Origin of the sequence: Streptomyces sp. MI02-7b (genome assembly GCF_033793585.1) — a bacterium.
GTDB lineage: Bacteria > Actinomycetota > Actinomycetes > Streptomycetales > Streptomycetaceae > Actinacidiphila.
In genome coordinates this window covers 173,655-200,398 of sequence record NZ_JARAWX010000002.1, presented here as the reverse complement: position 1 = coordinate 200,398, position 26,744 = coordinate 173,655, and the positions used below count along the sequence as shown (strand labels likewise).

22 protein-coding genes are annotated in these 26,744 nt (G+C 74.3%); 12 read left to right on the top strand and 10 right to left on the bottom strand.

Annotation, left to right across the window (positions count from 1 at the left end):
- The first annotated feature begins 1 nt into the window (after window position 1).
- From lysA to PV364_RS03095, 6 genes are all read left to right on the top strand, one after another.
- Window positions 2-1,429, top strand: a complete 1,428-nt coding sequence (gene lysA / locus PV364_RS03120) for a diaminopimelate decarboxylase (RefSeq protein ID WP_319658026.1) — start codon at window positions 2-4, stop codon at window positions 1,427-1,429.
- The gene (locus tag PV364_RS03115; protein ID WP_319658025.1) at window positions 1,426-3,531 is read left to right on the top strand and encodes a prolyl oligopeptidase family serine peptidase; all 2,106 of its coding nucleotides are present in this window, start codon (window positions 1,426-1,428) and stop codon (window positions 3,529-3,531) included. Before lysA ends, PV364_RS03115 begins: the two co-directional genes overlap by 4 nt.
- 1,138 nt (window positions 3,532-4,669) lie before the next feature.
- Entirely contained in the window at window positions 4,670-7,621 is a 2,952-nt protein-coding gene (locus PV364_RS03110; protein ID WP_319658024.1) for a SpoIIE family protein phosphatase, read from the top strand.
- Between the two features lie 117 nt (window positions 7,622-7,738).
- A complete protein-coding gene (locus PV364_RS03105; RefSeq protein ID WP_319658023.1) occupies window positions 7,739-8,683 on the top strand; it encodes a D-2-hydroxyacid dehydrogenase family protein in 945 nt (314 codons plus the stop codon).
- Between the two features lie 84 nt (window positions 8,684-8,767).
- Complete coding sequence (locus tag PV364_RS03100) at window positions 8,768-8,926, top strand: hypothetical protein (protein ID WP_319658022.1); 159 nt, start codon at window positions 8,768-8,770, stop codon at window positions 8,924-8,926.
- Window positions 8,923-9,051, top strand: coding sequence for a hypothetical protein (locus PV364_RS03095; protein WP_319658021.1), 129 nt, complete (start codon window positions 8,923-8,925; stop codon window positions 9,049-9,051). Before PV364_RS03100 ends, PV364_RS03095 begins: the two co-directional genes overlap by 4 nt.
- 51 nt (window positions 9,052-9,102) lie before the next feature.
- Here the strand turns inward: PV364_RS03095 and PV364_RS03090 are convergent, their stop codons facing one another.
- The 5 genes from PV364_RS03090 to PV364_RS03070 all read right to left on the bottom strand — a co-directional run bounded on the left by PV364_RS03090 (window position 9,103) and on the right by PV364_RS03070 (window position 14,840).
- Window positions 9,103-9,732: an MBL fold metallo-hydrolase gene (locus PV364_RS03090; protein ID WP_319658020.1), complete on the bottom strand. Its 630-nt coding sequence runs from the start codon at window positions 9,730-9,732 to the stop codon at window positions 9,103-9,105.
- On the bottom strand, window positions 9,732-10,817 hold the full coding sequence (locus tag PV364_RS03085) for an S-(hydroxymethyl)mycothiol dehydrogenase (protein ID WP_319658019.1): 1,086 nt from the start codon (window positions 10,815-10,817) through the stop codon (window positions 9,732-9,734). Before PV364_RS03085 ends, PV364_RS03090 begins: the two co-directional genes overlap by 1 nt.
- A gap of 422 nt (window positions 10,818-11,239) precedes the next feature.
- Window positions 11,240-13,555 carry an ABC transporter permease gene (locus PV364_RS03080; protein ID WP_319658018.1) on the bottom strand — a complete coding sequence of 772 codons (2,316 nt, stop codon included), beginning with the start codon at window positions 13,553-13,555 and terminating at the stop codon, window positions 11,240-11,242.
- A 5-nt stretch (window positions 13,556-13,560) separates the two neighbouring features.
- Entirely contained in the window at window positions 13,561-14,337 is a 777-nt protein-coding gene (locus PV364_RS03075) for an ABC transporter ATP-binding protein (protein ID WP_319658017.1), read from the bottom strand.
- Complete coding sequence (locus tag PV364_RS03070; protein ID WP_319658016.1) at window positions 14,334-14,840, bottom strand: PadR family transcriptional regulator; 507 nt, start codon at window positions 14,838-14,840, stop codon at window positions 14,334-14,336. The genes PV364_RS03075 and PV364_RS03070 overlap by 4 nt, the downstream gene beginning before the upstream one ends.
- Before the next feature lie 169 nt (window positions 14,841-15,009).
- Between PV364_RS03070 and PV364_RS03065 the strand changes: the two genes are divergently transcribed.
- The 5 genes from PV364_RS03065 (at window position 15,010) to PV364_RS03045 (ending at window position 21,572) form a co-directional block, all read left to right on the top strand.
- On the top strand, window positions 15,010-16,287 hold the full coding sequence (locus PV364_RS03065) for an ABC transporter substrate-binding protein (RefSeq protein WP_319658345.1): 1,278 nt from the start codon (window positions 15,010-15,012) through the stop codon (window positions 16,285-16,287).
- 223 nt (window positions 16,288-16,510) lie between these two features.
- Entirely contained in the window at window positions 16,511-17,842 is a 1,332-nt protein-coding gene (locus tag PV364_RS03060) for an ABC transporter substrate-binding protein (protein ID WP_319658015.1), read from the top strand.
- A gap of 9 nt (window positions 17,843-17,851) precedes the next feature.
- On the top strand, window positions 17,852-19,201 hold the full coding sequence (locus PV364_RS03055) for a sugar ABC transporter permease (protein ID WP_319658014.1): 1,350 nt from the start codon (window positions 17,852-17,854) through the stop codon (window positions 19,199-19,201).
- On the top strand, window positions 19,198-20,124 hold the full coding sequence (locus tag PV364_RS03050) for a carbohydrate ABC transporter permease (RefSeq protein ID WP_319658013.1): 927 nt from the start codon (window positions 19,198-19,200) through the stop codon (window positions 20,122-20,124). Before PV364_RS03055 ends, PV364_RS03050 begins: the two co-directional genes overlap by 4 nt.
- A gap of 176 nt (window positions 20,125-20,300) precedes the next feature.
- The gene (locus PV364_RS03045) at window positions 20,301-21,572 is read left to right on the top strand and encodes an alpha-L-fucosidase (protein ID WP_319658012.1); all 1,272 of its coding nucleotides are present in this window, start codon (window positions 20,301-20,303) and stop codon (window positions 21,570-21,572) included.
- Window positions 21,573-21,598: 26 nt separating this feature from the next.
- Here the strand turns inward: PV364_RS03045 and PV364_RS03040 are convergent, their stop codons facing one another.
- The 5 genes from PV364_RS03040 to PV364_RS03020 all read right to left on the bottom strand — a co-directional run bounded on the left by PV364_RS03040 (window position 21,599) and on the right by PV364_RS03020 (window position 26,031).
- Window positions 21,599-21,835, bottom strand: a complete 237-nt coding sequence (locus PV364_RS03040; RefSeq protein WP_319658011.1) for a hypothetical protein — start codon at window positions 21,833-21,835, stop codon at window positions 21,599-21,601.
- A 204-nt stretch (window positions 21,836-22,039) separates the two neighbouring features.
- On the bottom strand, window positions 22,040-22,693 hold the full coding sequence (locus tag PV364_RS03035) for a hypothetical protein (protein ID WP_319658010.1): 654 nt from the start codon (window positions 22,691-22,693) through the stop codon (window positions 22,040-22,042).
- A gap of 119 nt (window positions 22,694-22,812) precedes the next feature.
- Window positions 22,813-23,904, bottom strand: a complete 1,092-nt coding sequence (locus tag PV364_RS03030) for an adenosine deaminase (protein WP_319658009.1) — start codon at window positions 23,902-23,904, stop codon at window positions 22,813-22,815.
- Window positions 23,901-24,323, bottom strand: coding sequence for a VOC family protein (locus PV364_RS03025; protein WP_319658008.1), 423 nt, complete (start codon window positions 24,321-24,323; stop codon window positions 23,901-23,903). Before PV364_RS03025 ends, PV364_RS03030 begins: the two co-directional genes overlap by 4 nt.
- Window positions 24,324-24,378: 55 nt before the next feature.
- Window positions 24,379-26,031: an amidohydrolase gene (locus PV364_RS03020; RefSeq protein ID WP_319658007.1), complete on the bottom strand. Its 1,653-nt coding sequence runs from the start codon at window positions 26,029-26,031 to the stop codon at window positions 24,379-24,381.
- A 137-nt stretch (window positions 26,032-26,168) separates the two neighbouring features.
- On the opposite strand from PV364_RS03020, the gene PV364_RS03015 reads away from it, so the two are divergent.
- Window positions 26,169-26,744 (top strand): SDR family NAD(P)-dependent oxidoreductase, encoded by a 576-nt coding sequence (locus tag PV364_RS03015; RefSeq protein ID WP_401974308.1) that lies wholly within the window; start codon window positions 26,169-26,171, stop codon window positions 26,742-26,744.

Genomic DNA, 26,744 nt, shown 5'->3' with positions numbered 1-26,744 from the left:
CATGTCATCGGCCCACGCGGCCCCGCCCGCCCCGCGCCAGGCGTCCGCCGCCGGCAGCGTGCCCGCCGCGCACGAGGCGGCGGCCGACGGTCTGGCCCCGGCCGCCGGACCGGAGGAGGCACCCGAGGTCTGGCCGCTGACCGCCCGCACCGTCGGCGGTGAACTGCACATCGGCGGGGTCTCGTTGCCCGCTCTGGCCGAGGTGTGCGGCACACCCCTGTACGTCGTCGACGAGGCCGACTTCAGGGAACGGGCCCGCCAGTGGCGGGTCTCCGGGGCCGACCGGGTGCACTACGCCTCCAAGGCCTTCCTGTGCGCCGAGATGGTCCGCTGGGCGGACGCCGAGCGGCTGCACCTGGACGTGTGCAGCGAGGGCGAACTCGAACTCGCCGTCGGCACCGGCTTCGACCCGGCCCGGATCGTCCTGCACGGCAACAACAAGCTCCCGGCCGAGCTGGCCGCCGCCGTCCGGCACGGGGTCGGCGTCGTGGTCGTCGACTGCCTGGAGGAGATCGAGCGGCTGGCCGCCCTCTCGCGCGCCGCCGGCCGGGTCCAGGACGTCTATCTGCGGATCGCGCCCGGGGTCGCGGCCGACACCCACGACTACATGGCGACCGGCAGCGACGACGTCAAGTTCGGCTTCCCGATCTCCGGCGGCCACGCCGAGCGGGCCGCCCTCGCCGCCCACCGCGCCCCGGGCCTGCGGTTCGCGGGCGTCCACTCGCACATCGGCTCGCAGATCGTGGACACCGCGGGGCTGCGCACCGCGGCGGCCCGGATCGCCGGCTTCGTCCGGACGCTCGCCGAGCGCCACGGCATCACCGTCACGGAGATCGACCTCGGCGGCGGCGCCGGCATCCCCTACCTGCCGGGGCGGCCGCGGCTGCGTCCGGCCGACGCGGTCGCCGCGCTGCGGGCGGGGATCGCCGAGGTGCTCGATCCCCGCAAGGTCCGTCTGGCCGTGGAGCCCGGCCGGTCGATGATCGGCACGGCCGGGGTGACGCTGTACCGGGTCGGCGTGGTCAAGGACGGCCTGCGGCGGCGCTTCGTCTCCGTCGACGGCGGCATGAGCGACGCCCTGCGCCCCTCGCTGTACGCCGCCCAGTACACGGCCTGGACCGCCAACCGCACGGTGACCGGCCCGCCCAGGCACTCGGTCGTCGTCGGCAAGCACTGCGAGAGCGGTGACGTCGTGGTGCCCGACATCGCCCTGCCCGGAGACGTCGCCGTCGGCGATCTGCTCGCCGTCCCCGCCACCGGCGCCTACCACCACGTGATGGCCAGCAACTACAACTTCCAGCCGCGCCCGGCCGTGGTCGCGGTCGCCGACGGCCGCGCCCGGCTGATGGTGCGCCGGGAGACCGCGGCCGATCTGCTGGCCCGCGACGCGGCCGGACAGGCCGTCGACCTCGAGGGGAGCGCGCCGTGACGGAGCATCAGGCACTTCAGGGGAGTCAGGTGCGGCAGGACCCCGGCCCCAAGCGGGCGCTGCCGCACGGGGAGTGGCCCTCGCCGATCACCGCGGACATGGTCGCGGCCGGTTCGGGATCCAGGAGCTGGCCCTCCGGCGCCGGGGCGGAGACCTGGTGGTGCGCCCTGGACCCGCGGACCGCCACCGTGCGGCTGCTGCGCACCCACGCGGCCGCGCCGGATCCACGACCGGTGCTGGGCGAGGGCTGGTCCGTGCGCAACCGCGCGCTCGGCTACGGCGGCCGTCCCTACGTCCTGCGACCGGGAGCCGCACACCACCTGCTGGTCTTCACCGACCACCGCGACCAGCGCCTCTACCGCGCCGACGTCCCGTCCCTCCAGGACGACGCCGCGGCGCCCGGCGCGCCGGCCGAGCCGGAGCCGCGTCCGCTGACCCCGCCGGACGGACCTGGAGCCGACACCTGTTACGTCGACATGACGATCAGTCAGGACGGCACGGAGGTCTGGTGCGTCCGCGAGGTGACGGTCGCGCCGTCCGGTCCCGGGGACGACGATCCGGCCCCCCGCACCCGCCGCGACATCGTGGCCGTGCCGCTGTCCGGGGCGGCCGCCGACGACCCCGGAGCGATCAGAGTGGTCGCCCGCTCCCACCACTTCCTGTCCGGTGCCCGCGTCAGCCCCGACGGCCGCCGGCTGGCCTGGATCGGCTGGGACCATCCGCTGATGCCGTGGGACGCCACCGACCTGATGGTCGCCGACCTGGTGGACGGCGTCGCGGTCGGCGCCGTACGCGTACTGGGCGGTGACGGGGTGTCGGTGCCGCAGGCGGAGTGGGCCGGCCCGGACACGCTGTACGCGATGGCGGACCCGGACGGCTGGTGGAATCTGCACCGCGTCTCGCTGGGGCCGCGCGACGCCGGCCCCGCCGACGCCGCCGCCGTCGAGTGCGTCCTGCCGATGCGACGGGAGTGCGCCGGCGCGCTGTGGCGGGTGGGCCAGAGCTGGTTCGCGGTCACCACCGCCGGCGTCGTCCTGCGCCACGGCCTCGGCGACCAGCAGCTCGCGCTCTGGCGTCCGGACACCGGGACACTCACCGATCTCGCCCCGGGATGGACCGAGTTCGGCTCCGACCTGTGGGCCGACGACACGCACGCCGTGCTCCTCGCGGGCGCCGCCGATCGCGGCCGCACCGTGCTGCGGGTGCCCCTGCCCGGCTCCGGGACGCCCCCCGCCCCGCCCGTCGACTGCACTCCGGCGGGCCGCACCCCGTACGCCGCCTGGCACTCGGTTCCGGAGCGCCGCACCGCCCACGCGGCGGACGGCCGTGAGGTGCACTACGTCTACTACCCGCCGGTCAACCCGGACGCCGAGGGACCGGACGGCGAGGCGCCGCCGCTGCTGATCCACGTCCACGGCGGCCCGACCAGCGGCACCGGCGCCACCCCCGACCTGGAGTTCTCGCTCTTCTGCAGTCGGGGCTTCGCGGTCGCGAGCGTCGACTACGGCGGCTCCACCGGATACGGCCGTGAGTACCGCGACCGCCTCCGGCACTCCTGGGGCGTGGTGGACGTCGAGGACAGCGTCACCGTGGCACGCGAACTGGCCGCTCTCGGACTCGCGGACCCCGCCCGCACCGCGATCCGCGGCGGCTCGGCCGGGGGGTGGACGTCGTTGGCCTGCCTCAGCTCGACCGACGTGTTCGCCTGCGGTGCGGTGTACTACCCGATCAGCGATCCGCTGGCCTGGTCCGGCGGCCACACGCACGACTTCGAGTCCCGCTACGTCCACGGCCTCATCGGTGAACTCCCCCGCGACCGCGCGCGGTACGAGCGGGTCTCACCGCTGGCGAACGCGGCGCGCATCAGCAGCCCGCTGGTGATGCTGCAGGGCGCCGACGACTTCATCTGCCGCCCGGACCAGGCGGAGGTCATCGTCGCGGCGGTCGCGGCGCGCGGACTGTGGCACCGCTATCTGCTCTTCGAGGGCGAGGGGCACGGCTTCCGCAAGGCGTCCAGCGTCGCGCGGTCGCTGCTCGCCGAGGCGGAACTGTACAGCCACGTCATGGGCGTCACGGTCGACGTGGGCCACGAGGACGCCTGACGGCCGGTCACCCGGTGCGGGACCGTCCGGCCGGTCCCGCACCGCGCCGCCCGGTCCCCCCGCCGACGTCCGCCACGACGCGGGGCAGCGGCCCCCGGCCCGATACGGATGCGCGGCTCCCGCGGCCAGGAGCCATGCCCGCCCGCCGCCGGAGCCTGCTCCGCCCCCACCCGAAGGCTCGCCCCCCGCCAACACCCACCACCCGGCACGGCAGCGGCGCCCGCACCCCTCCTCCCCGCGCAGGTCGTCATCGAATGCGCATCCAGGGCATCGGTCGCAGACGCCCGGCCCTGTGCAGAGCCTCGGCACCTGCGACTACGGGACTGAGACCGCCACGCCCCGCGCCGTACCCCACAACCCCGCGCAGCGGGACCCGCTCACACCGACGGCGCTCGCTCCCGCGGCCAGGAGCCATGCGCCTGCCGCCGGAGCCTGCTCCGCCCCCACCCGAAGGCTCGCGAGCCCCCCGCCAACACCCACCACCCGGCACGGCAGCGGCGCCCGCACCCCTCACACGGGCAGCAGGCGCCCGGCCCGATACAGAAGCGCGGCTCCCTCGGGCCAGGAGCAATGCCGCCTGGGTAACAGCGCCGCCCAGCGGCCCACCTGACCGGAGGCCTCACGGTCCCCGCCGACGGCCCACCCAGCAGGGCAGCGGCGCCCGCACCCCGCCCCCTCGCGCGCGTCGTCGCGCCCCCGGCATCGGTCGCGGACGCCCGGCCCTGTGCGGGGCCGCAGGCTCCCGCGACTGCAGGACCGGGACCGCCACGACCCTCGTTCTGCCAGGCACGAAGGCTCGCCCCCGGGCACGGCAGCGCCGCCCGGGGCCCCGGCGTGGGAGGAAAGGTGGACGCCCGGCCCGACTGGGGCCGCGCGACCCAGGGGCAACACCCCACGGACAGCAGCACCGGCCGGCCGTCCACCCCCCGGGGTCCGCCGGGCACGACAGGCCCGCCCCGGCGCATCGGCAGCGGACGCGCAGACCGACACGGAGCCGCAGGCTCCCGCGGTGGCGGGGGCCGGTCACCGCCACGACCCGCCGCCTACCGCCACCCGCGCAGCGCGACCCGCTCGCACTGACGGCGCGCGCGCTCGGCGCTATGTTGGCCTCGGGAGGAGTATCCGACGGAATGAGGGCATGATCCCGAACGAAGCCTCCGCCCAGGAACCGCGAGCGCCATCGGAGCAGCCCGGAGAGGACAGGCTGCGGCTGCTCCTGTCCACGGGCGACGACCAGGGCGAACGCGATGCGCTGCGGCTGGGGCTGCAGCAGGCGGTGGGCGCCCTGGCAGGGCTGGGCGGGCTGGCGCACCTGCGCGGACGGCAGGCCCGCGGCGGGGTTCCGCTGCGGCTCTCGACCAGCATCGGGCTGCCCCGGAACCTCACCCGCGGCTGGGTCTACCTCGCCGACCACGACCGCACCGCCCCGGGCAGGGCCACCGCGGAGAACATCCGGCTGTGGCTGCCCACGACCGCGGACACCCCGGGCCCCCTCCCGCCGGGCTCCGGTGTCGCGGCGGTCCCGCTGCCCGGCTCCGAGGGCCCGCTCGGCGCGCTGTCGGTGGTGACGGCCGGCGACCTGCCGCCCACCGACGGCCAGTGGGACCTGCTCGAACGGATCGCGGCCTGGGTGGCCGACCGGCTCGGCCGGCCCGCGCCCGCCGAGCCGCGCCAGCGCTGGCGCCTGGCCGAGCGCAGGCCCGGTACCCGGCTCCCCACCACCGCCACCGACGTCGGCGTGGGCACCTGGGAGTGGAACGTCCGCACCGGCGAGGCCTTCCTCGACGACGCCGCCCAGCACGTCTTCGGCATGCCCCCCGACATGTACGACGGGCGCATCGAGACCTGGGTGGAACTCGTGCACCCCGAGGACCTGCCCTGGGTGATCGCCGACGCGGAGGACGCCGCCCGGGCGGTCGGCGGCTACGCCGCCGAGTACCGGGTGCGGCGCCCCGACGGCGGCTTCCGCTGGGTCCAGGCGCGCGGGCGCAGCGTCCACGGCGACGACGGCAGGCCTTTGCTGCTGCGCGGGGTGCTGTGGGACAGCACCGAGACCCGGGTCGCCATGGACACGGTGGGGCGCGCGCTGCGGCACATGAGCGACGGCTTCCTCGCGCTCGCCCCGGACGGGCGGATCATCTTCGCCAACGCCCAGGCCGATCGGCTGCTCGGCACCCCCGGCAGGACCGGCGGCCGGATCCTGTGGGACCTGCCCGGGGTCGGCCCCTCGGCGCTGGAGGCCCGCTGCCGGGAGGCCGCCCGGTCCGGGACCCCGGTCAGCGGTGACATCGCCTGGGACGGCGGGCAGCGCACGTACCGGGCCCGGGTGATGCCCGTGCCCGACGGCCTGACGGTCTACCTCACCGACGTGTCCGAGCGGCGCAGGGCGGAGGAGGCGCAGGCCAAGGCCGCTCAGGGCGCGGCGGACCGCGCCGCGCACATCGGGCGGCTGACCACGGCGCTGGCCGAGGCGGTGACGGTGAACGACGTCGTGCACGCCGTGGCCGAGCGCGTCCTGCCGTTGTTCGACGCGACCGGTCTGATCATCCAGACCCTGGAGGGCGACTTCCTGCGCGCCGTCGGCTTCGTCGGCTACCCCCCGGACCTCATGCGGCGCACCGGGCGGGAGCAGCTGACCCCGGGCACCCCGGGCGCCGACGCGCTCCGCGACCGGATGCCGCTCTACATCACCTCGGCCCGGGAGTACGTCTCCCTCTACCCGAACCGCGCCGAGCTGCGCGAATGGGCGCAGAAGCATGCCTGGGCGTTCCTGCCGCTGATCGTCTCGGGCAAACCGGTCGGCTGCTGCGTCGTCTCCTTCTCCGAGCCGCGCCCGTTCACCGAGGAGGAGCGCACCCTGCTCACCGCGCTCGCCGGGCTGATCGCCCAGGCGCTGGAGCGTGCCCGGTTGTACGACGCCGAGCACGGCAGGGCCCAGGAGCTGCAGCGCGGGCTGCTCCCCCGCACGCTGCCGGTGCTGCCCGCGGTCACCGCCGCCGCGCGCTACCTGCCGGCCACCGAGGGCACGACGGCCGGCGGCGACTGGTACGACGTCATCCCGCTCTCCGCCGACCGCACCGCGCTGGTCATCGGCGACGTGATGGGCCACGGCATCTCCGAGGCCGTCACGATGGGCCGGCTGCGTACCGCCGTACACACCCTGGCAGGTCTGGAACTGCCGCCCGACGAGCTGATGGCGCACCTCAACGACCTGGTGAGCGATCTCGGCGACGACTTCTACGCGACCTGCCTGTACGCCGTGTACGACCCCGCGGCGGGGCGCTGCGCCCTGGCGCGGGCGGGCCATCCACCGCCCGCGCTGGTCCGTCCCGACGGGACCGTCCACTTCGTCGGCGGCCCGCCCGACCCCCCGCTGGGAGCGGCCACGCCGCCGTTCGCGCTGGTGGAGCTGGAGGTGCCGGACCGCAGTCTGCTGGCCCTGTACTCCGACGGCCTGGTCGAGTCCTCACGGCGGGACATCGACACCGGCATGGCCGAGCTCGCCGAGGTGCTGACCCGGGCCCTCACGCTCACGCCCGCCGCGCCCGGCAGCGGTGGGCGGCACGACGACCGGCGGCTCGAAGTGCGCCGTCTGGAGCGGCTGTGCGAGCAGGTGTGCACCGCGCTCGGCCTCGGCAAGGGGCACGCCGGCGACGACGCGGCGCTGCTGATCGCCTGCGCCCACGCGCTGGCACCCGAGGACATGGCCTCGTGGTCGCTGCCCGAGGAGCCGGTCGCCGCCGGCCAGGCCCGCGACCACGTACGTCGGCAGCTGGAGCGGTGGGGCCTGGACGACCTGGTCACGACCACGGAGCTGATCGCCAGTGAGCTGGTCGGCAACGTCGTCCGGCACGCGCGCGGCCCCGTGGGCCTGCGGCTGATCCGCAGCCGCAGTCTGGTGTGCGAGGTGTCGGACGGCAGCCTCACCACTCCCCGCATCCGGCACGCCGCCCCCAGCGACGAGGGCGGCCGCGGACTGCAGTTGGTCGCCGCGCTGTGCCAGCGGTGGGGCACCCGCTACACGCCGTACGGGAAGAGCATCTGGACCGAGCAGACGATCCCGGAGCCGGACGCACGGCCGGGGCCCTGATCCGCCGCCCACTCGGCCGGGGGTGTCCACGGGCGGCGCGCGCTCGCGGATTACCCTCGGCGGCAGCGATCAAGAACCGACCGGCGGAGCACCGGTCCCGAGCCAAGGAGCCGAGCGATGCGCATCGCAGTGCTGGACGACTACCAGAGGGCGGCCCACCGCTTCGCCGACTGGAACGCCCTGGGGGCGGAGGTCGTCTTCCGCCAGGACCACCTCGACACCACCGATGCGCTGGTCGCGGCGCTGGACGGGTTCGACGTGGTGGTGGCCATGCGGGAGCGCACCCCGTTCACCGCCGAGCGCTTCGCGGCGCTGCCCGCGCTGCGGCTGCTGGTGACGACGGGCATGGTCAACGCGTCCATCGACCTGGAGGCGGCCCGGCGTCACGGGGTGACGGTCTGCGGCACCGACAGCCCCGCGCACGCCGCGGCGGAGCTGACGTGGGGGCTGATCCTGTCGCTCACCCGGCACATCCACCAGGAGGCGGCCGGGATGCGCCGCGGCGAGTGGCAGCACAGCATCGGCGGGGACCTCGAGGGCCGGACGCTCGGGATCGTGGGCCTCGGACGGCTCGGGGCGCGCGTCGCAGCGATCGGCACCGCCTTCGGGATGCGGGTGCTGGCGTGGAGCACCCACCTGGACCCGGCCAGGGCGGCCGGGCACGGGGCGCTGGCGGTGGACAAGGAGGAGCTGTTCTCCACGTCCGACGTCGTCTCCGTGCACTACAAGCTCAGCGAGCGCAGCACGGGCCTCGTCGGTGCCGGGGAACTGGCCTGGATGAAGCCGACCGCGCTGCTGGTGAACACCTCCCGCGGCCCTCTTGTCGACAGGCCCGCCCTGGTCGCCGCCCTGCGCGAGGGCCGGATCGCGGGCGCGGCGCTGGACGTCTACGACATCGAGCCGCTGCCCCCGCGGGACGAGCTGCGCACCCTGCCCAACACCCTGCTGACCCCGCACCTCGGCTACGTCACGGAGGCCACGTACGACGTCTTCTACCGGCAGGCCGCCGAGGACATCGCGGCGTTCCGCGACGGAACGCCGCTGCGGGTGCTGACGTCCTGAGCCGTGCGGGCGGGTTTCGCGGTGGCCCGGAAGGGCAGGTGTACAACTGTTCACTGAAATCGCGAGCAACCGGGAAGGACCGGCATGCTGTTCCTGGTGGCCGCACTGGCCCTGTTCGGGCTGGTGCTTGGACCCGTCGCACAACTGCCCCTGCACATCACCCTCGTCGCGGCCGCCGCCATCGGCGTCTGGCTGGCCCTCTACGGGATCCGCGGGCGTCTGGCGCACCGCGGGGAGCGATGACCGTGGCCGCGGCCCCGGCACAGACGCGCCAAGGGCGGGCGGTACCGGGGCTGTTCGGCGCGGCCGGCCTGATCGTGCCGGCCACGGTCACCGCGACCGGCCACACCTCCGTCCGGTCGCCGTGACCCCGGCGGGGGAGGACCGGCCGGCCCTCCCCCGGCAGACGGTCTCCCGGCTCAGTGGCCGCGGGCGATCCACTCGTCGAGGTGCGGTGCCTCGGCGCCGATGGTGGTGCTGTCGCCGTGGCCGGTCCGGACGACCGTCTCCGGCGGCAGGGTCAGCAGGCGCTCGCGGATCGAGTCGACGATGGTGGGGAAGTCCGAGAAGGACCGCCCCGTGGCGCCCGGGCCGCCCTGGAAGAGGGTGTCACCGGTGAAGACCGTGCCGAGCCCGGGCGCGTACAGGCAGACGGCGCCCGGGGCGTGGCCCGGGGTGTGCAGGACGGTGAGGCCGGTGCCGGCCACCGCGATCTCCTGACCGTCCGTCAATTCGCCGTCGGGGGCGCGGTCGGGGTGCGTGTGCTTCCACAGCGGCAGGTCGTCCCCGTGCAGCAGGATCGGCGCGCCGGTCAGCGACGCGAGCGCCGGGGCCGCGTCGATGTGGTCGTTGTGGGCGTGGGTGCTGACGATGGCGAGCAGGCGCCGCCCGCCGAGCGCGCGGGCGATGGCCTCGGCGTCGTGGGCGGCGTCGATGACGATCGCCTCGCTGTCGTCGCCGACGAGCCAGACGTTGTTGTCGACGTCCCAGGTGCCGCCGTCGAGGGAGAAGGTGCCGGAGGTGACCAGGTGGTCCACGCGGGCGGCCATCAGAAGACCACCACCGAACGCAGGACGTCGCCGCCGTGCATCCGCTCGAAGGCCTTCTCCACCTCGTCCAGGGCGATGGTCTCGGTGACGAAGGCGCCCAGGTCGAGCCGGCCCTGCTGGTACAGGTCGATGAGCACGGGGAAGTCGCGGGAGGGCAGGCAGTCGCCGTACCAGGAGGACTTCAGGGCGCCGCCGCGGCCGAAGACGTCCAGCAGCGGGAGCTCCAGCTTCATCTCCGGGGTGGGCACGCCGACCAGGACGACGGTACCGGCCAGGTCGCGCGCGTAGAAGGCCTGCTTGTACGTCTCGGGGCGGCCCACCGCCTCGATCACGACGTCGGCGCCGAAGCCGCCGGTCAGCTCGCGCACCGCCTCGACCGGGTCGGTCTCCTTGGAGTTGACGGTGTGGGTGGCGCCCAGCTTCCTGGCCGTCTCCAGCTTCCGGGGATCGACGTCGATGGCGATGATCTTCGAGGCGCCGGCCAGCCGCGCACCCATCACGGCCGAACCGCCGACACCGCCGCAGCCGATGACGGCGACGCTGTCGCCGCGGCCGACGTTGCCGGTGTTGAGCGCGGCTCCGAGGCCGGCCATGATCCCGCAGCCGAGCAGCCCGGCGACGGCCGGGCTGGCGGCGGGGTCGACCTTGGTGCACTGGCCCGCGTGGACGAGGGTCTTCTCCGCGAAGGCGCCGATGCCCAGGGCCGGGGACAGCTCGGTCCCGTCCAGCAGCGTCATCTTCTGCTTCGCGTTGTGGGTGTTGAAGCAGTACCAGGGGCGGCCGCGCAGGCAGGCGCGGCACTGGCCGCACACCGCGCGCCAGTTGAGGACGACGAAGTCCCCGGGGGCCACGTCGGTCACGCCCTCGCCGACGGACTCCACGATGCCGGCCGCCTCATGACCGAGGAGGAAGGGGAACTCGTCGTTGATGCCGCCCTCGCGGTAGTGCAGGTCGGTGTGGCAGACCCCGCACGCCTGGATCCTGACCAGCGCCTCCCCCGGCCCCGGGTCGGGCACGACGATCGTTTCCAGGCTGACGGGGGAACCCTTCTCCCGGGCGACGACGGCACGGACCTGGTGGGCCATGGGGTACTCCTCGGCTGGTACGAATCCTGGGACGGACGTTTCCCGTCGCGGCACACAACGCGCATATCGCGACGCAAGCATCGGCGACTCCGGACAGAGCGGTCAAGGACCGCGCGGCCCGGCCCGGCCGGCCCGGTCCATTCTTACCAGGGATCTTGCCGGCGGGCCCCGCGCCGCGGACCGGGCCCCGCCGGCCGCCCTCCGGCGCCGCGAGGTTCTCCTCCGGCGCGTGCGGGTGCGATGTACGCGGCCGCCCTCGCAGCCGCCGCACAGCCCGCCGCCGCCGTCCTGCCGGCACGCGGAGAGACCTGGGGGCATCGGCGCGCCGGACGGGTCCGCCGGGGCGCGCGGCCACGTCCCACCTTTGCCGGGAGCCCGCCTCGGCTCCACCGCGGCGGGCCCCGCAGGGCAAGGACCGCCGGTCAGGCGGTGTGCATCAGCACGCGCGCGCCGCGGTCGCCGGCCGCACGCGCGGCCGGCAGCAGAGCGGCCGTCACGGCGACCGTCACGCACACGAAGCCGACCAGCAGGAGCGCCGTCCACGGCGGCGACTGGGCGATGCCCGCGCCGACACCGCTGGACCGCCCCTGCAGGTCGATCAGCCAGTCCGAGGCGTACACCCCGGCCGTGACACCGGTGACCGCGGCCGTCAGCGCGGTCAGGCCGATGCCCGTCACCACCGTCGCCACCGTCTGCTGCGGCGTCAGGCCCACCGCGCGGTAGGCCCGCATGTCGCGGGCGTGGTCGCGGATGCCGGTGCCGACGGCCGTGGAGAGCTCGGCCAGCGCGATCAGCGCCAGCACGGTCACCAGGCCGATGACGACCCCGCGCACCGGGGAGAGTTCGGCGCCGGGCCCGGCGACCTCGCGCACCTCCAGCCCGCCGTCCGAGACCTCCGACAGCCGCGTGCGCACGGCCGTCCGGTCCGCGTCCGGCCGTAGCACCAGGCTGTAGTACGCGGGGCGGATCGAGTCGTCCTGGGCGCGGAGCACGTCCAGCGGCGCCGAGATCACCCGTCCGCCGTGCCCGGTCTCGATGCTGCGCCCGACGATGTGGAGGATGTGCGGGGTCCCGCCCACCGTCACCCGGACCCACTGGCCGACGCCGGCGTGCAGTGCGTCGAGCAGGCCCTGCCCGGCCACCGCCTCGTCCGGACCGGTGGGGCGGCGGCCCTCGGCGACGGCGAACGGGTAGGGGTCGGCGACGGTGCCGATGCCGCGCAGCGTGACGGACTGCGACTGGCCGGGTGCCAGCGCGGTGAGTTCGGCGCCCGGGTGGACGGCGGTGACGGCGGGCTCCGCGGCCAGCAGCCGGTGCACGGCCGCGTCCGTCAGTCCGTTGGGCCGCGCGGTCAACGCCCCGGCCTGGCCGACCTGTTCGGGATGGTGCTCGAAGCGGTCCAGGGTGGCCCAGGTCCCCAGCGCGACGGTGATCATCAGTACCGGGAGCGCCAGCCGGGCGACCGCGACCGCCGACCGCAGCGGGCGGTGCAGCACTCCCCGGCAGCCCAGGACGAGGGCGGGCGGGGTGCGCAGCCGCAGGGCGGCCCGCGCCGCACCCGACATCCGCCGCCGCCCCGGAACGGCCCCGCGCGCGGCGGGAATCGGCGGCACCCGGCCGGCGCGCCACGCGGCGAGCACCGTGGCCAGGGCGATGACCAGCACGGTCGCGGCCGCCGTGCCGGGCAGCGCCCAGGTGTGCTGCGGGAGCCCCTGCCACAGCGCGACGGCCTCGCCCATCGGGCCGGGGATCCCCGGCGCCAGGGTCTCCGCGGCCACCGCGCCGAGCAGCACCCCGGCCGTGGCCAGCACGGCGTGCTGCACCAGGAACATCCGCACGACCTGCGCCGGGGTGAAGCCGACGGCCTTGAGCACCGCGATGTCGCGCACGTACGCCAGCACCCGCGTGCCGATGCCGCCGGTCACCGCGATCGCCGCAGCGAGCAGCGCGGCCAACCCGAACAACCCGAGCAGCAGCCCGAGAAGGTGGTTGTCGCCCTCGGCGTCGGCCCGCGCCTCGCGCCAGGTGGAGACCGTCAGCACGCGGTCCGAGCCCACGGCGGTGACGGCCCGCTGCACGGCGAAGGCGGTGTCGGCCGGGTCCGCGAGCCGCAGCCCGACCGTCTCCCCCGCGCGTCCGGCTGCCGGGCCCAGAGCGCCGATCAGCGTGGCGGAGGCCCAGCCGACGCCGGGTGTGTCGCCCGGGGCGTAGCCCGGCTCGGCGGTCGCGGCGACGCCCACCACCCGTACGGTGGTGCGCCGTCCGGCGCCGGTGACGGTGATCTCGTCGCCGGGCTCGGCCCACAGCGCGGTGGCCACCGACCGTTCCAGCACCACACCGTCGCCGGCGCCGCCGTCGAGCCAGCGGCCGCGGTCCATCAGCGGCCGGCCCACCTCCGGCGGGGTGGCGCCGGAGGCGCGCAGGTCGAGGGCGGCCTTCTCGCGGCCGTGCTGGGCGGTGACGGTGACCGTGCGGAAGGGGCCGGAGACGGCGGTGACGCCGTCCAGCCGGGACAGCGCCGCGGTGCCCTCGGCGGTACCGGAGCCGGTGGTGCGCAGCCACACGTGCGCGCCCTCCGTGGCGGTGAACATCCGCTGCCAGGGGTTGGCGGCGTAGACCAGCAGCGCCACCGACAGCAGCAGCGCCACGGTGATCCCCGCGGTGGCCAGGACAATGGACAGGGCCTGCCCGCGGTGCGTGCGCAGATCGGCGAGGGCCCAGCGGACGGTGGCGCGCACGGCGGTCAGCCCCGCAGTTTCACGACGTCGGCGGCGGCACGGGAGGGCCGGGCGCCGGCCGAAGGACCGTCGAGGACGACGTCGTCGACGATCTCGCCGTCGAAGAGGCTGATCACCCGGTCCGCAGCGCTGGCCACCTTGGCGTCGTGCGTGACCAGCAGAATGGTCTGGCCGCGTTCGTGGCAGCGGGCGAGCAGCCGCAGCACCTCCCGGCTGCCCCTGCTGTCCAGGCTGCCGGTGGGCTCGTCGGCCAGCAGCAGGGCCGGGCGGTTGACCAGCGCCCTGGCCAGGGCCACACGCTGCTGCTCACCGCCCGAGAGGTCGGCGGGGGTGCTGTCCTCCTTGCCCTCCAGGCCCAGTTCGGCCAGCAGTTCCTGGCGGGCGGCGCGCACCTGGCGCGGCGAGCGGCCGGCCAGGAGGGCGGGAAGTTCGATGTTGTCGGCGACGGTGAGGGTGGAGACGAGGTTGAAGAACTGGAAGACGATGCCGACGCCGCGCCGCCGCAGCACCGCCCAGCGGGCCTCGCTGAGTTGGTCGACCCGCTGCCCGTCCAGCCATATGCGGCCGCGGTCGGGGCGTTCCAGCCCGCCGAGCAGATGCAGGAGGGTGGACTTGCCAGCGCCCGACGGCCCGGTGACGGCGACGAACTCGCCGGGCCGCACCTCCAGGTCGACCCCGCGCACCGCCCTGACCTCGCCGCCGTCCACGCGGTGCGTCTTGACCAGTCCCTCGACCCGGAGCATGTGGGGTGCCCGCGGGAGGGGCGGTTCGGCCCGTCTCATTCCAGCTCCTCCTGGCAGCGCTCCAGCCAGTCGAGGTCGGCCTGCAGATGCAGGGTGGCGCCCTCGATGAGCAGTTGCGCGATGCGGTTGTCCCGGTCCTCCCCCGAGGCGAGCCGCGACATGGCCCGCATCAGGTTGAGGTAGTGGCGGCGCTGCTTGTTGATCAGGGAGACCTGGTCGGCCATTCCCGTGGCCGGGGCGAGGGCGAGCTTCATGAAGAACTCGTCGCGCACCCGGGGTTCGCTGGAGGGCTCCTCGAACCAGGCGGAGACGGCCTCCCGCCCGGCGTCGGTGAGTTCGTAGATCCGCTTGTTGGGCCGGCCGGACTGGGTGACGTCCTCGCCCCGGATCAGTCCCGACTTCTCCAGGCGCGCCAGTGTCACGTAGATCTGGCCGATGTTCGGCTGGGGATAGGCGGCGCCGAAGAGCTTCTCGAGCTCCGTCTTGAGCTCGTAGCCGTGGGCGGCCCCCTTGGCGAGCAGTGCCATCAGGGGAAGGCGCACGCTCGTCCCGCCTCCTCCCGGCTACCTGCGTGTTAGGGGCTCCTGTCGCCCCGGCCCGTCGTCGAGCAGGTCATATTGCCGCAATGGCTAGTATCGCGCATGTCCAACAGGTATACATGGCCCTTCGGACGACGACGACGTCGAGCCGGTGCGGGACCTGGAGGACGACATGCGCTGGGGGCGGGCCGCGAGAAGGACGCTGCTCGTCGCTGCGCTGCTGCTGACCGGGTACGGGGGCGCGGGCGCCCGCGCCGCCGACGGGCCGCCCGGCGAGGGCGGCCGGGGGCCGGTGACGCTGGCCACCGGCCGGGATCTGACCGGCTACCTGCAGCACGTCCTCGACGGCTGGAACCGCGCCCACCCGCTGGAGCGGGCCACGCTCGTGGAGCTGCCGGAGGCGGCCGACGAGGTGCACGCGCAGATGGTGGACAGCCTGCGGTCCGGCAGCGACCGGTTCGACGTCCTCAATATCGACGTCGCGTGGACCTCGGAGTTCGCGGGCGCGGGCTGGATCGCGCCGGTCGACCCGCGCGGGCTGCCGCTGGACCGGCTGCTGCCCTCGGTCGTGGACACCGCGACCTTCCACGGGCGGCTGTACGCGGTGCCGTACGTGACCAACGCCGGGCTGCTGTACTACCGCAAGGACATCCTCGACCGGGAGCACCTGGCGCCGCCGCGCACCTGGGCGCAGCTGGAGGAGCAGGCGAAGACGCTCGCCCCGGCGTACCGGATCGGCGGCTACGCCGGGCAGTTCCTGCCGTACGAGGGACTGACGGTGAACGTCACCGAGGCCGTGCAGTCGGCCGGCGGCGGCATCCTCGGCGGCGAGGGCAGCCGGGTCACCGTCGACTCGGCTGCGGCGCGCGAGGGGCTGGGCTTCCTGGTGCGCGGGGTACGCGAGGGCTGGATCCCGCGCGCGGCGCTGCGGTTCAAGGAGGAGGAGTCCCGGCGCGCCTTCCAGGACGGCGAGTTGCTCTTCCTGCGGAACTGGCCCTATGTGTACGACCTGGCCTCCGGGCCGGACTCGAAGGTGGCGGGCCGGTTCGGCGTGGTGCCGCTGCCCGGCCCGGACGGTCCGGGCTCCAGTGTGCTCGGCGGGTCCAACCTGGCGGTCAACGCGCAGACCCGGCATCCGCGCACGGCGGCGGATCTGATGGCCTACATGACGGGCGAGTCCGTGCAGCGGCAGGTGCTCACCGAGGGCTCGCTGCCGCCGGTGTGGGCGGACCTGTACCGGGACCCCGTGCTGGTGCGCCGCTACCCGTACCTGCCGGTGCTGGAGCAGAGCGTGCGAGCGGCCAAGCCGCGCCCCAAGAGCGCACGGTACGAGCAGGTGAGCCTGGCGGTCGCGGCGGTGAGCCGGGACGCGCTGGCGCAGCACGCGACGCCGGCGCAGGCGGTGGCGCGGCTGGACCGCGAGCTGCGGGAGATCGTGCGGGGCGGCTGACCCCCTCTCCCCTCCGATAGTTACATGTTAGGTATGCGGCTGGGGCGAGCCCTGTCGCTCGTCCGGCATCTATCGCCGCAAATACCCCCAGCTGACGCCTCCTGTCGGCAACTCCATTGACATCGCGCCGAGATGCATACCTAACATGCATGTATAACGAGCCCGTTGACGCGGCGTGCCGTGTCGTTCCCGCACCACTCCACCGAGGAAAGGACCCTCCCCGATGAAGCGCACGCTCGTCGCGGCCACCGCCCTGTGCGGCCTGGCCCTCACGACCACCGCCTGCGGCGGCGACACCAAGGCCGCCTCCGACTCCGGTACCGGCTCCGGCGGTCAGCAGCTCAAGGGCCAGACGGTGACGGTCGCCGCCGTGTGGACCGGCACGGAGCAGAAGAACTTCCAGAAGGTCCTGGACGGCTTCACCGCGAAGACCGGGGCGAAGGTGAGCTACGTGTCCACCGGCGACAACTTCGCCACCGTCCTCGGCAGCAAGATCGCGGGCGGCGACTCGCCCGACGTGGCCATGGCCCCGCAGCCCGGCGTGGTCCAGCAGTTCGCGGGCAAGGGCTGGCTCCTGCCGCTGTCCCCCGCCGTGAAGAGCGCCGCGGAGCAGAACTTCGCCAAGGTCTGGCAGACGTTCGGCACCGTCGACGGCACCTACTACGGCCTGTACTTCAAGGCCTCCGACAAGTCGACGGTCTGGTACAGCCCCCAGGCGCTGGACACCGCCGGCGTGCAGCCGCCGAAGACCTTCCAGGAACTGCTGGACGCCGCCGGCGCGATCTCCGACTCGGGCCTGCCCGCCTTCGCCGTCGGCGGCTCGGACGGCTGGACGCTCACCGACTGGTTCGAGAACGTCTACCTCTCGCAGGCCGGCCCGGAGAACTACGACAAGCTGACGCAGCACCAGATCCCCTGGACCGACCCGACCGTCGTGAAGGCGCTCCGCACCCTGGCGAAGGTGTTCGGCAAGGACGACCTCCTCGCGGGCGGCCGCAAGGGCGCCCTGGCCACCAGCTTCCCCGACTCCGTCGCGCAGGTCTTCGGCAAGACCCAGAAGGCCGGCATGGTCTACGAGGGCGACTTCGTCGGCGGCGTCGTCTCCGGCGACCTGGGCCGCACGGTCGGCGAGGACGCCAAGTTCTTCCCGTTCCCGTCCGTCGACGGCGGTCCCGCGCCGGTGGTCGGCGGCGGCGACGCCGCGGTGGCGCTGAAGTCCGGCAAGAACACCAAGGCCGGAATGAAGCTGCTGGAGTACCTGGCGACCCCCGAGGCCGCGGCGATCTGGGCCAAGGCGGGCGGCTACCTCTCCCCGAACCAGAAGCTCGACCCGGCCGCCTACGCGGACGACACGACGCGCGAGACGGCCAAGTCCCTGGTCGGCGCCGGGGACACGGTGCGCTTCGACATGTCCGACCAGACCCCGCCCGCCTTCGGCGGCACGCCCGGCAAGGGCGAGTGGAAGATCCTCCAGGACTTCCTGGCCGACCCGAAGGACCCGAAGGCCACCGCGGCGAAGCTCGAGGCCGCGGCCGCCAAGGCCTACCAGGGCTGAGGCCCCGCCATGTCCTCCGCTCTCACCCGCAAGGTGCCGTCCGCCCCGGCGGGCGGCACCGCCCCGCCGGCCGTACGGCGCCGCTCGCGCCGGGCCAAGGTCACCGCGGTCGCCTTCGCGCTGCCGGCGCTGGCACTGCTCGGCGCCCTCGTCGGCTACCCCATCCTCTTCTCGGTCGGCCGCAGCCTCTTCGACGCGAGCGGCGACCGCTTCGTGGGGCTGGACAACTACCAGGAGATGTTCGCCGATCCGGCCACCTTGAAGGCCGTCCGGAACACCGCGATCTGGGTCGTGGTCACCCCGGCGCTGCTCACCGGCGTCGGCCTGGTCCTGGCCGTGCTCACCGAACGGATCCGCTGGGCCACCGCGTTCAAGCTGCTCATCTTCATGCCGATGGCGGTCTCCTTCCTCGCCGCGGGCATCACCTTCCGCTTGGTGTACGACCAGGACCCGCAGCGCGGCGTGCTGAACGCGGCCGCGGTCGCGATCCACGACTCCTTCACCGACGCCTCGGCCTACCCGGGTGCCCGGCCGCGCGGCGACGACGTGCTCACCGCGTCCGACGGCGGCTTCCGGACCGTGACGCCGGCGGAACCCGGCCAGACCGTCACGCTCGGCCTGGTGGGTCTTCCGCCCGCCTCGATCCCCGCGACGGCCCGCCCAGCGGCACCCCCCGCGACCGGTGAGGACACCGTCAGCGGCGTGGTCTACCTGGACTTCGTGCCGGGCGGCGGCGGCACTCCGGGGCAGGTCGACCCGCAGGAGAAGGGCCTGCCGCACATGAGGGTCGAGCTGATGAAGGACGGCGGGGTCGTCGCGACGACCACCACCGCGGACGACGGCTCGTTCCGCTTCACCGACGCCGCGGGCGGCGGCGAGGTCCGGCTCCCGGCGAAGAACTTCGCGCCTCCGTACGGGGGCGTCTCCTGGCTCGGCCCGACACTGATCACCCCGGCGATCATCGGTGCCTACGTGTGGATCTGGACCGGTTTCGCGATGGTGCTGATCGGCGCCGGGCTGTCCTCGCTGCCCCGCGAGACCCTGGAGGCCGCCCGGGTGGACGGCGCGACCGAGTGGCAGATCTTCCGCCGCATCACGGTGCCGCTGCTCGCGCCCGTGCTCGGCGTGGTCTTCGTGACGCTCGTGATCAACGTGATGAAGGTCTTCGACCTCGTCTACATCATCGCGCCGGGCCCGGTGCAGGAGGACGCCAACGTGCTGGCCCTGCAGATGTGGCTGGTCTCCTTCGGCGGCGGCAACAACCAGGGCCTGGGCAGCGCGATCGGTGTCGTCCTGCTGCTGCTCGTGCTCCCCGCGATGGCCCTCAACATCCGACGCTTCCGCAGGAGTTCGCGATGACCGTGCAGAGCGCCGCGCCGCGGCCCGCACCGCCCCGCACACCCGCCACCCGGACCGGCGGCGGCCCCGGCCGGCCCTCCGCCGCCCGGCGGATCGCCTCCTGGCTGCGCAGCGGGCTGGTCCAGACGCTGCTGACCGTCGTCGCGCTGATCTGGCTCACACCGACCGCCGGGCTGTTCGTCTCGTCGCTGCGCAACTCCGACGACACCTCCACGTCCGGCTGGTGGAACGGGCTGCTGCACCCCGGGTCGCTCGGCTTCGGCAACTACTCGGCCATCCTGGCCGACAGCAGCATCACCCAGGCCTTCTGGAACACCGTGCTGATCTCGGTCCCCGCGACCGCGGCGGTCGTGGTGCTCGCCGCGCTCGCCGGATACGCCTTCGCCTGGCTGGAGTTCCCGGGCCGGGACTGGGTGTTCCTGGTCGTGGTCGGCATGCTGGTGGTGCCGGTGCAGATCGGGCTGCTGCCGGTCGCCCGGCTCTTCGGGGCGGTCGGCCTGTTCGGGACGACGGCCGGCGTGGTCCTCTTCCACGTCGCGTACGGACTGCCCTTCGCGATCTTCCTGCTGCGCAACTACTTCGCCGAGATCCCGCGCGAGATGCTGGAGGCGGCGCGGATGGACGGCGGCACCGAGTGGACGATCTTCCGTAAGCTCGTGCTGCCGGTGGGCCGTCCGGCGATCGCGAGCCTGGCCATCTTCCAGTTCCTCTGGGTCTGGAACGACATGCTCGTCGCGCTGATCTTCGCGGACCCCGGGTCGCAGCCGCTCACCGTCGCCCTGCAGTCGCAGATGCGGCAGTTCGGCGCCAACATCGACGTGCTGGCGCCGGGTGCCTTCCTGTCGCTGATCGTGCCGCTGGCGGTCTTCTTCGCCTTCCAACGGCACTTCGTGGAGGGGGTCATGGCCGGTTCGGTGAAGTGACGCCCTGACTGCCGACCGCCGGGGCGGACCGTCGGGCCGGGGCGGCGCAGACGTCGGAGGACTTGCTTGCCAGGTGGTCCATACCACCTTAGAGTCGGCCCCGCAGGCCGGATCCCTCCGATGTCCGCGCCGTCCCGGCCCGCCCGTGCGTCCCCGACCGGCAAGGACCCGCCGCCATGCCCATGCAGCCCTGGTTCCCCGACGCCAAGCTCGGCATCTTCGTCCACTACGGGATCTACGCGGTCGACGGCGTCGCCGAGTCATGGTCCTTCTACGACGGCCGGGTCGGTCACGAGCAGTACATGCGCCAGCTCGACGGCTTCACCGCCGCCCGCTACGACCCGGGGTCCTGGGCCCGGCTGTTCGCCCGTGCGGGCGCCCGGTACGCCGTCCTCACCGCCCGCCACCACGACGGCGTCGCGCTGTGGGACACGGCCGAGGGCGACCTTTCGGTGGCACACCGCACCCCGGCGGGACGCGACCTGATCGGCCCGTACGCGCGGGCGTTGCGCGAGGAGGGCCTGAAGGTCGGCCTGTACTACTCGCACTCGGACTGGAACCACCCCGACTACGCCAGCGTGATCCACCCCGACCCGCCCCTGCCGGACGTCTCCACCAGCCGCTGGGTGGTCCCCGCGGACGGCCGGCAGGACCCTGCCGCCTGGCGCCGCTACCTCGCCTACCGGGACGCCCAGGTCTCCGAGCTCGTCACGCGGTTCCGCCCCGACCTACTGTGGTTCGACGGCGAGTGGGAGCGCAGCGAGGAGCAGTGGGGCCTGGACGCGCTGGCCGCCGTGATCCTGGCCGGGAACCCGTCGACCGTGCTCAACGCCCGGATGATGAGCCACGGCGACTACGCCACCCCCGAACAGGGCATCCCGGTCGAGCCCCCGACCGGGCCATGGGAGCTGTGCCTGACCGTGAACGACTCGTGGGGTTTCCAGCACGGCGACCACCGCCACAAATCGGTGTCCCGGCTGGTCCGCTACTTCACCGAGACCATCGGCGCCGGCGGCAACCTGCTGCTGGACGTCGGTCCCCGCGAGGACGGCACCATCACACCCGAGCAGACCGAGCGCCTGGAGGGCCTCGGCGCCTGGATCGGCGCGCACTCCGACGCCGTCCACGGCACGGTCGCCGGACTGCCCCCCGGTCACCACTACGGCCCCAGCACCCTGTCCGCGGACCGCCGCACGCTGTACCTGGTCTGCTTCGACACCCCGAGGGAGGCCGTGTCGGTACGGGGGCTGCGCAACCGCGTCCGCCGTGTGACGGTGGTCGGCACCGGCACAGAACTGGGCCACGACGTCACCGGCGGGCTGCACGAGGTACCGGGCGTCACCTGGATCGACGCCCCGCCCGCGACGGACCTGGACCCCCACGCGACCGTGCTCGCGGTCGAACTCGACGGCGAACTCGACCTCTACCGCGGCACCGGCCGCTCCTGACCCGCGGGCCCCGAAGGCCCGGCGGGTCACGCGGAGCGGTCGAGGTCCTCGGCCCGCACGGCGTGCGCCAGGGGCACGCCGCGGACGCACCGCGCGATCCCGTCGATCGCCGTGTCCGCCGGCCGGGCCGGCTCCTCCGCGAGGCGCACGTCGGGCGGGTTCCACAGCGGGAAGCCGGCGGGCAGTGGCTCGGGATCGGTGACGTCGAGGACGGCGTGCGGGCGCCCGGCAATCGCTTCGGCGGTGAGCGCGGCAGTGTCCACCAGCGTACTGCGCGGTGTTGACCAGGGGCGGCGACGTCGCGCGGCCGGGGTGCGCGCACTCGTCGCCGGGACGGTGCGGGGCAGGCTGCACGAGGAGCACCGTCCTTGGGGCGGGCGGGCGGACCAGGCGAGCCGCCGCCGTCCTCAGCGGGGCACCGACCGAGGCCAAGAATGCGCGAAGCCCGGCGCAGGGGACCGACGAGGTCAGCGGTCCGGTTCGGCCACGCCCTTGTGCACCTGCTCGCGCACGTACTGCGGATACCAGTCGGTGAAGCGCACGGCGAGCACCAGCAGCGCGATCGGGACCACCCAGTTCAGCCAGTCCGTGCCCGCGGTGACGTGCACGGCGACCAGCCCCAGGACCGCGGTGACCAGGAAGACCCCGCCCCACACGAGCGTCAGCACCCGGTTGGTGCGCTGGAAGGCGGGCGTGCCCCAGACCTCCCGGGGCGTCGACTCGCGGGCGTACTGCTCGGTGAAGGGCACGAAGGCGAGGGACCCCAGGGCGACGGCCGCGATGACCGCGTTGGCGAGCACCTGCGCGTAGGTCTCCAGCCACAGCAGGTCCTGCCGGTCCAGGGACAGCCCCAGCAGCGAGACGACGGTGAAGAAGACGATGCCGGTGACGTCCAGCAGCTTCACACTGCCGTGCGCGACGTCCGGCACGCTCAGCACGACGGACGCGACGAGGCCGACGAGCGCGGCGAGTTCCCAGGTGCTGGGCCCGGCGACGATGTCGAAGGCGATCCACGGCACGAACGCGAAGAAGACCCCGGCGCGCCCGCCCGGAGACCGCCGCGCGGCGTGCTTCCCCGCACCGCGCGCGGCCCCGGACTCGCCGGCGTCGTCCCCGTCCATGGCGCCTCCCGCCTGCCCGTTCCGGCCCCTCCATGCTGCGGCACACTCCCGGTGCCCGCATGTCAGGGCCGACGGCGCGTCAGGACGCCGCGGCACCCGGTCCGTCGGGAGGGGGACGGTCAGCGGCCGCCGGCGAGCGCGGACTCGTATCCCGGCAGGACGACGTCGCGGATGAGCGCGTTGCGCTCGTCGAAGGGGATGAACGCGCTCTTGAGCGCGTCCACGGTCGCCTTCCGCAGGTCCGCCACCGTCCAGCCGGCCTCCGTGACGAGGCGTTCCATCTCGCGTGTCATCGTCGTACCGGACACCAGCCGGTTGTCGGTGTTGACGGTCACCCGGAAGCCCAGGTCGCGCAGGAGGGTGATGGGGTGGCCGGCCACGGAGACCGCCGCGCCGGTCTGCAGGTTGGAGGTGGGGCAGACCTCCAGGGCGATGCGGCGGTCGCGTATCCAGTGGGCGAGGCGGCCGAGCTTGCCGTCGACGATGTCGTCGGCCAGCCGGACGCCGTGGCCGATCCGCAGCGCCCCGCAGACCTGCACGGCCTGGTGGATGCTGGGCAGGCCGTGGGCCTCGCCCGCGTGGATGGTGAACGGCACGTTCTCCTCGCGCAGGTACGCGAAGGCGGCCAGGTGGTCGGCGGGCGGGAAGCCGTCCTCGGCGCCGGCGATGTCGAAGCCGACGACACCCGCGTCCCGGTAGGTGACGGCCAGGCCCGCGACCTCGCGGCTGCGGTCGGTCATCCGCATCGCGCACAGCAGCGTGCCCACCCGGACCGGGGTGCCCGCCGCGGCGGCCTTGGCCATACCCGCGGCCAGGCCCTCCTGGACGGTCTCCACGACCTCGGCGAGCGCCAGCCCGCTGTGGACGAGCAGTTCGGGGGCGTAGCGGACCTCGCCGTAGACCACGCCGTCGGCGGCCAGGTCGAGGACGTACTCCTCGGCGACGCGCAGCAGGCCCTCGCGGGTGCCCATCACGGCGATGGTGTGCTCGAAGGTGGCGATGTAGCGGACCAGGTCGCCGGAGTTGGCGGCGTCGTAGTACCAGGCCGCCAGCGCGGCCGGGTCGGTGGCGGGCAGCGTGTGCCCGATCCGCCCGGCCAGTTCCACGAGTGTCGCCGGGCGCAGGCCGCCGTCGAGGTGGTCGTGCAGCACGGCCTTGGGCAGCCGGCGGACGAGATCGAGATCGGTGTCGGTGGCGGTGGCCGTGGTCACGCGGTGTGCTCCTGGTCGGCGGTCGCGGGGGCGGCGGGCTGGAGGAGGTCCCAGCGGTTCCCCCAGGGGTCCTGGAAGACGACGACCGAGCCGTACGTCTCGTGGCGGGGCTCCTCCAGGAAGGTCACCCCGGCGGCGCGCATCCGCGCGTAGTCGCCGGCGAAGTCCTCGGTGTGCAGGAAGAAGCCGACCCGCCCCCCGGTCTGGTCGCCGACGCGGGCGAGCTCCGCCTCGTTCTTCGCCCGTGCGAGCAGCAGCCCGCTGCCCTCCCCGGCGCCGCGCGGGCGCACGACCACCCACCGGCCGCCGCCGGGGCGCGGCTCGTCCTCGGCCAGCTCGAAGGCGAGGGGGCCGGTGTAGAAGGCGATGGCCTCGTCTTGGTCGGGGACGACGAGGGTGACCAGGGCTATGCGGGACATACGGTCACGTTATACGTAACACCTGGAGCCGGGCAAGGCACGCCCCTGGCGGGCTTCACGCGTCCGCCGCGGCGTACACGCGGCGGCCGTCGACGAAGGTCTGCAGGACCCGGGTCTCCGCGACGGCCTCCGGCGGGCCGGCGAAGGGGTCGCGGTCGAGGACGACGAGGTCGGCCAGCTTGCCCGGCGTGACGGTGCCGGTGTCGTCGAGGTGGTTCACGTGGGCGGAGCCCGCGGTGTACGCGGCGACGGCCGCGGCGAGGTCGAGGCGCTGCGCGGGCAGGAAGGCGGGGGTCCCGCCGGGGGCGCCCGGGATGCGGCGGTTGACGGCGACGTGCAGGGCCTGGAACGGGTCCGGGCTGCTGACCGGCCAGTCGCTGCCCGCTGCGAGCGTCGCCCCGGAGCGCAGGAGGTCGCCGAAGGGGTACTGCCACGCGCCGCGTTCGGGGCCGAGGAAGGGCAGCGTGAGCTCGTCCATCTGGGGTTCGTGGGCGGCCCACAGCGCCTGGATGTTGGCGGCGGCGCCGAGTTCGCGGAAGCGGGCGACGTCGTCGGGGTGGACGACCTGGAGGTGCGCCAGGTGGTGCCGGGTGTCGCGGAAGCCGTTGGCGGCGCGCGCGGCGCGGACCGCGTCCAGGGCCTCGCGGACGGCGCGGTCCCCGAGGGCGTGGAAGTGCACCTGGAAGTCGTGGGCGTCGAGTTCGGCGACGTACTTGGCGAGGTCGGCCGGATCGACGAAGCTGATGCCGCTGTTGCCGGAGACGCAGCCGCAGGCGGTGAGGTAGGGGCCCAGCAGAGCGGCGGTCCCGTTCTCCGCGATGCCGTCCTGCATGACCTTGACGGTGGTGGCACGGAACCGCCCGCGGCTCACCGCCGCACGCCGTTCCAGGAGTTCCGGGATCTGCTCGGCGCCGCGGTCGCGGTCCCACCACAGGGCGCCGACCACGCGGGCGGTGAGCAGTCCGTCGTCGAGAACGGCGTGGTACGCGGGCACGGGGTCGGTCATGTTGGCGTACGTGCCGACGATGGCGTCCTGCCACGCGGTGACGCCGAAGGCGTGCAGCACCGACTGGGCGCGCAGCAGCGCGGCCTTCTGCTCGGCGAGCGTGACGGCGGGCAGCAGGCGGCCGACGAGATGCTGGGCGCCCTCCTGCAGCATGCCGGTGGGGTTGCCGCCGGCGTCGCGCTCGATGCGGCCGTCGGCCGGGTCCGGGGTGTCCCGGGTGACCCCGGCGAGCTCCAGGGCACGGGAGTTGACCCAGGCGCCGTGGTGGTCGCGGTTGGGCAGGAAGACGGGACGGTCGGGGACGACGGCGTCAAGGAGCTCGGCGGTGGGATTGCCGCCGGGGAACGCCTCGAGCGACCAGCCGCCGCCGGTGATCCACTCCGCGCCGGGGTGCGTGTCGGCGTACGCGCCGACCAGCCGCACGTACTCCCCCGCGTCGCGGGCCTCGGCGAGATGGCACTGCCCGAGTTCGAGCCCCGCACCGAGCGGATGGACGTGGGCGTCCTGGAACCCGGGCAGCAGCAGGCGTCCGGCCAGGTCGACGACCTCGGTGCCGGGGCCGATGAGCTCGCGGACCTCGTCGTGGCCGACGGCCGTGATCCGGCCGTCCGTCACGGCGGCACCGGTGGCACGGCCGAGCACGGCGTCCACGGTGTGGACCGGGCCACCGGTGAACACCACGTCGGCATGGGGTCGGGACATGGGGCACGCTCCAAGCGGGGGTCCGGGGCGGGCAGGGACCAGCCGTTCTACACCCACCCGCGCCGAACGCACCACGCCCGGCGCCGGGGTCCGGGCGGCTCGCCGCCGACGTCTCCGCCGCCCACGACCGGCTCGACGTGCTCGTCAACAACGCCGGAGTCGGCTTCCACGCCACCGGCACCGGACGGCTGACCTCCCAGGACGGGCACGAACTGCGCCTGGCCGTGAACCACCTCGCGCCCGTCCTCCTGACCCGCGAGCTGCTCCCGCCGCTGCGCCGTCCGGCACCCTCCCGGGTCGTCGACGTGGCCTCGGTCGGACAGCAGCCGATCGACTTCGGCGACCCCCAATTCACCCGCGGCTGCACCGAGGTCGCCGCCTACTGCCGCTCCAAGCCGGCCCTGATCGGCCACGGACTGGACCTCGCCGAGGAACTGTCCGGCAGCGGCGTCACCGTCAACAGCCTCCACCCCGCGTCCTCCATGCCGACGGCCATGTCCCGTGCGTCCGGCATGGACGTCGTCGACTCCCTGGAGGAGGGCGTGGCCGCCACCCGGCGCCTGGTCGAGGCCCCCGAACTGGCCGACGTCACCGGGCGGTACTTCGACGGCGCGCGGGAGGCGCGGGCCTCGGCCGAGGCGTACGACGCGGAGTTCCGCCGCCGCCTCGCGGCCCTCACGGCGGAACTCCTCGGCACGGACCGCCCGGCGTGA

Coding starts and splice junctions, on each gene's coding strand:
- lysA (WP_319658026.1), top strand. CDS start 2: ATGTCATCGGCCCACGCGGCCCCGCCCGCCCCGCGCCAGGCGTCCGCC.
- PV364_RS03110 (WP_319658024.1), top strand. CDS start 4,670: ATGATCCCGAACGAAGCCTCCGCCCAGGAACCGCGAGCGCCATCGGAG.
- PV364_RS03105 (WP_319658023.1), top strand. CDS start 7,739: ATGCGCATCGCAGTGCTGGACGACTACCAGAGGGCGGCCCACCGCTTC.
- PV364_RS03100 (WP_319658022.1), top strand. CDS start 8,768: ATGCTGTTCCTGGTGGCCGCACTGGCCCTGTTCGGGCTGGTGCTTGGA.
- PV364_RS03095 (WP_319658021.1), top strand. CDS start 8,923: ATGACCGTGGCCGCGGCCCCGGCACAGACGCGCCAAGGGCGGGCGGTA.
- PV364_RS03090 (WP_319658020.1), bottom strand. CDS start 9,732: ATGGCCGCCCGCGTGGACCACCTGGTCACCTCCGGCACCTTCTCCCTC.
- PV364_RS03085 (WP_319658019.1), bottom strand. CDS start 10,817: ATGGCCCACCAGGTCCGTGCCGTCGTCGCCCGGGAGAAGGGTTCCCCC.
- PV364_RS03075 (WP_319658017.1), bottom strand. CDS start 14,337: ATGAGACGGGCCGAACCGCCCCTCCCGCGGGCACCCCACATGCTCCGG.
- PV364_RS03065 (WP_319658345.1), top strand. CDS start 15,010: ATGCGCTGGGGGCGGGCCGCGAGAAGGACGCTGCTCGTCGCTGCGCTG.
- PV364_RS03060 (WP_319658015.1), top strand. CDS start 16,511: ATGAAGCGCACGCTCGTCGCGGCCACCGCCCTGTGCGGCCTGGCCCTC.
- PV364_RS03055 (WP_319658014.1), top strand. CDS start 17,852: ATGTCCTCCGCTCTCACCCGCAAGGTGCCGTCCGCCCCGGCGGGCGGC.
- PV364_RS03050 (WP_319658013.1), top strand. CDS start 19,198: ATGACCGTGCAGAGCGCCGCGCCGCGGCCCGCACCGCCCCGCACACCC.
- PV364_RS03045 (WP_319658012.1), top strand. CDS start 20,301: ATGCCCATGCAGCCCTGGTTCCCCGACGCCAAGCTCGGCATCTTCGTC.
- PV364_RS03035 (WP_319658010.1), bottom strand. CDS start 22,693: ATGGACGGGGACGACGCCGGCGAGTCCGGGGCCGCGCGCGGTGCGGGG.
- PV364_RS03025 (WP_319658008.1), bottom strand. CDS start 24,323: ATGTCCCGCATAGCCCTGGTCACCCTCGTCGTCCCCGACCAAGACGAG.
- PV364_RS03020 (WP_319658007.1), bottom strand. CDS start 26,031: ATGTCCCGACCCCATGCCGACGTGGTGTTCACCGGTGGCCCGGTCCAC.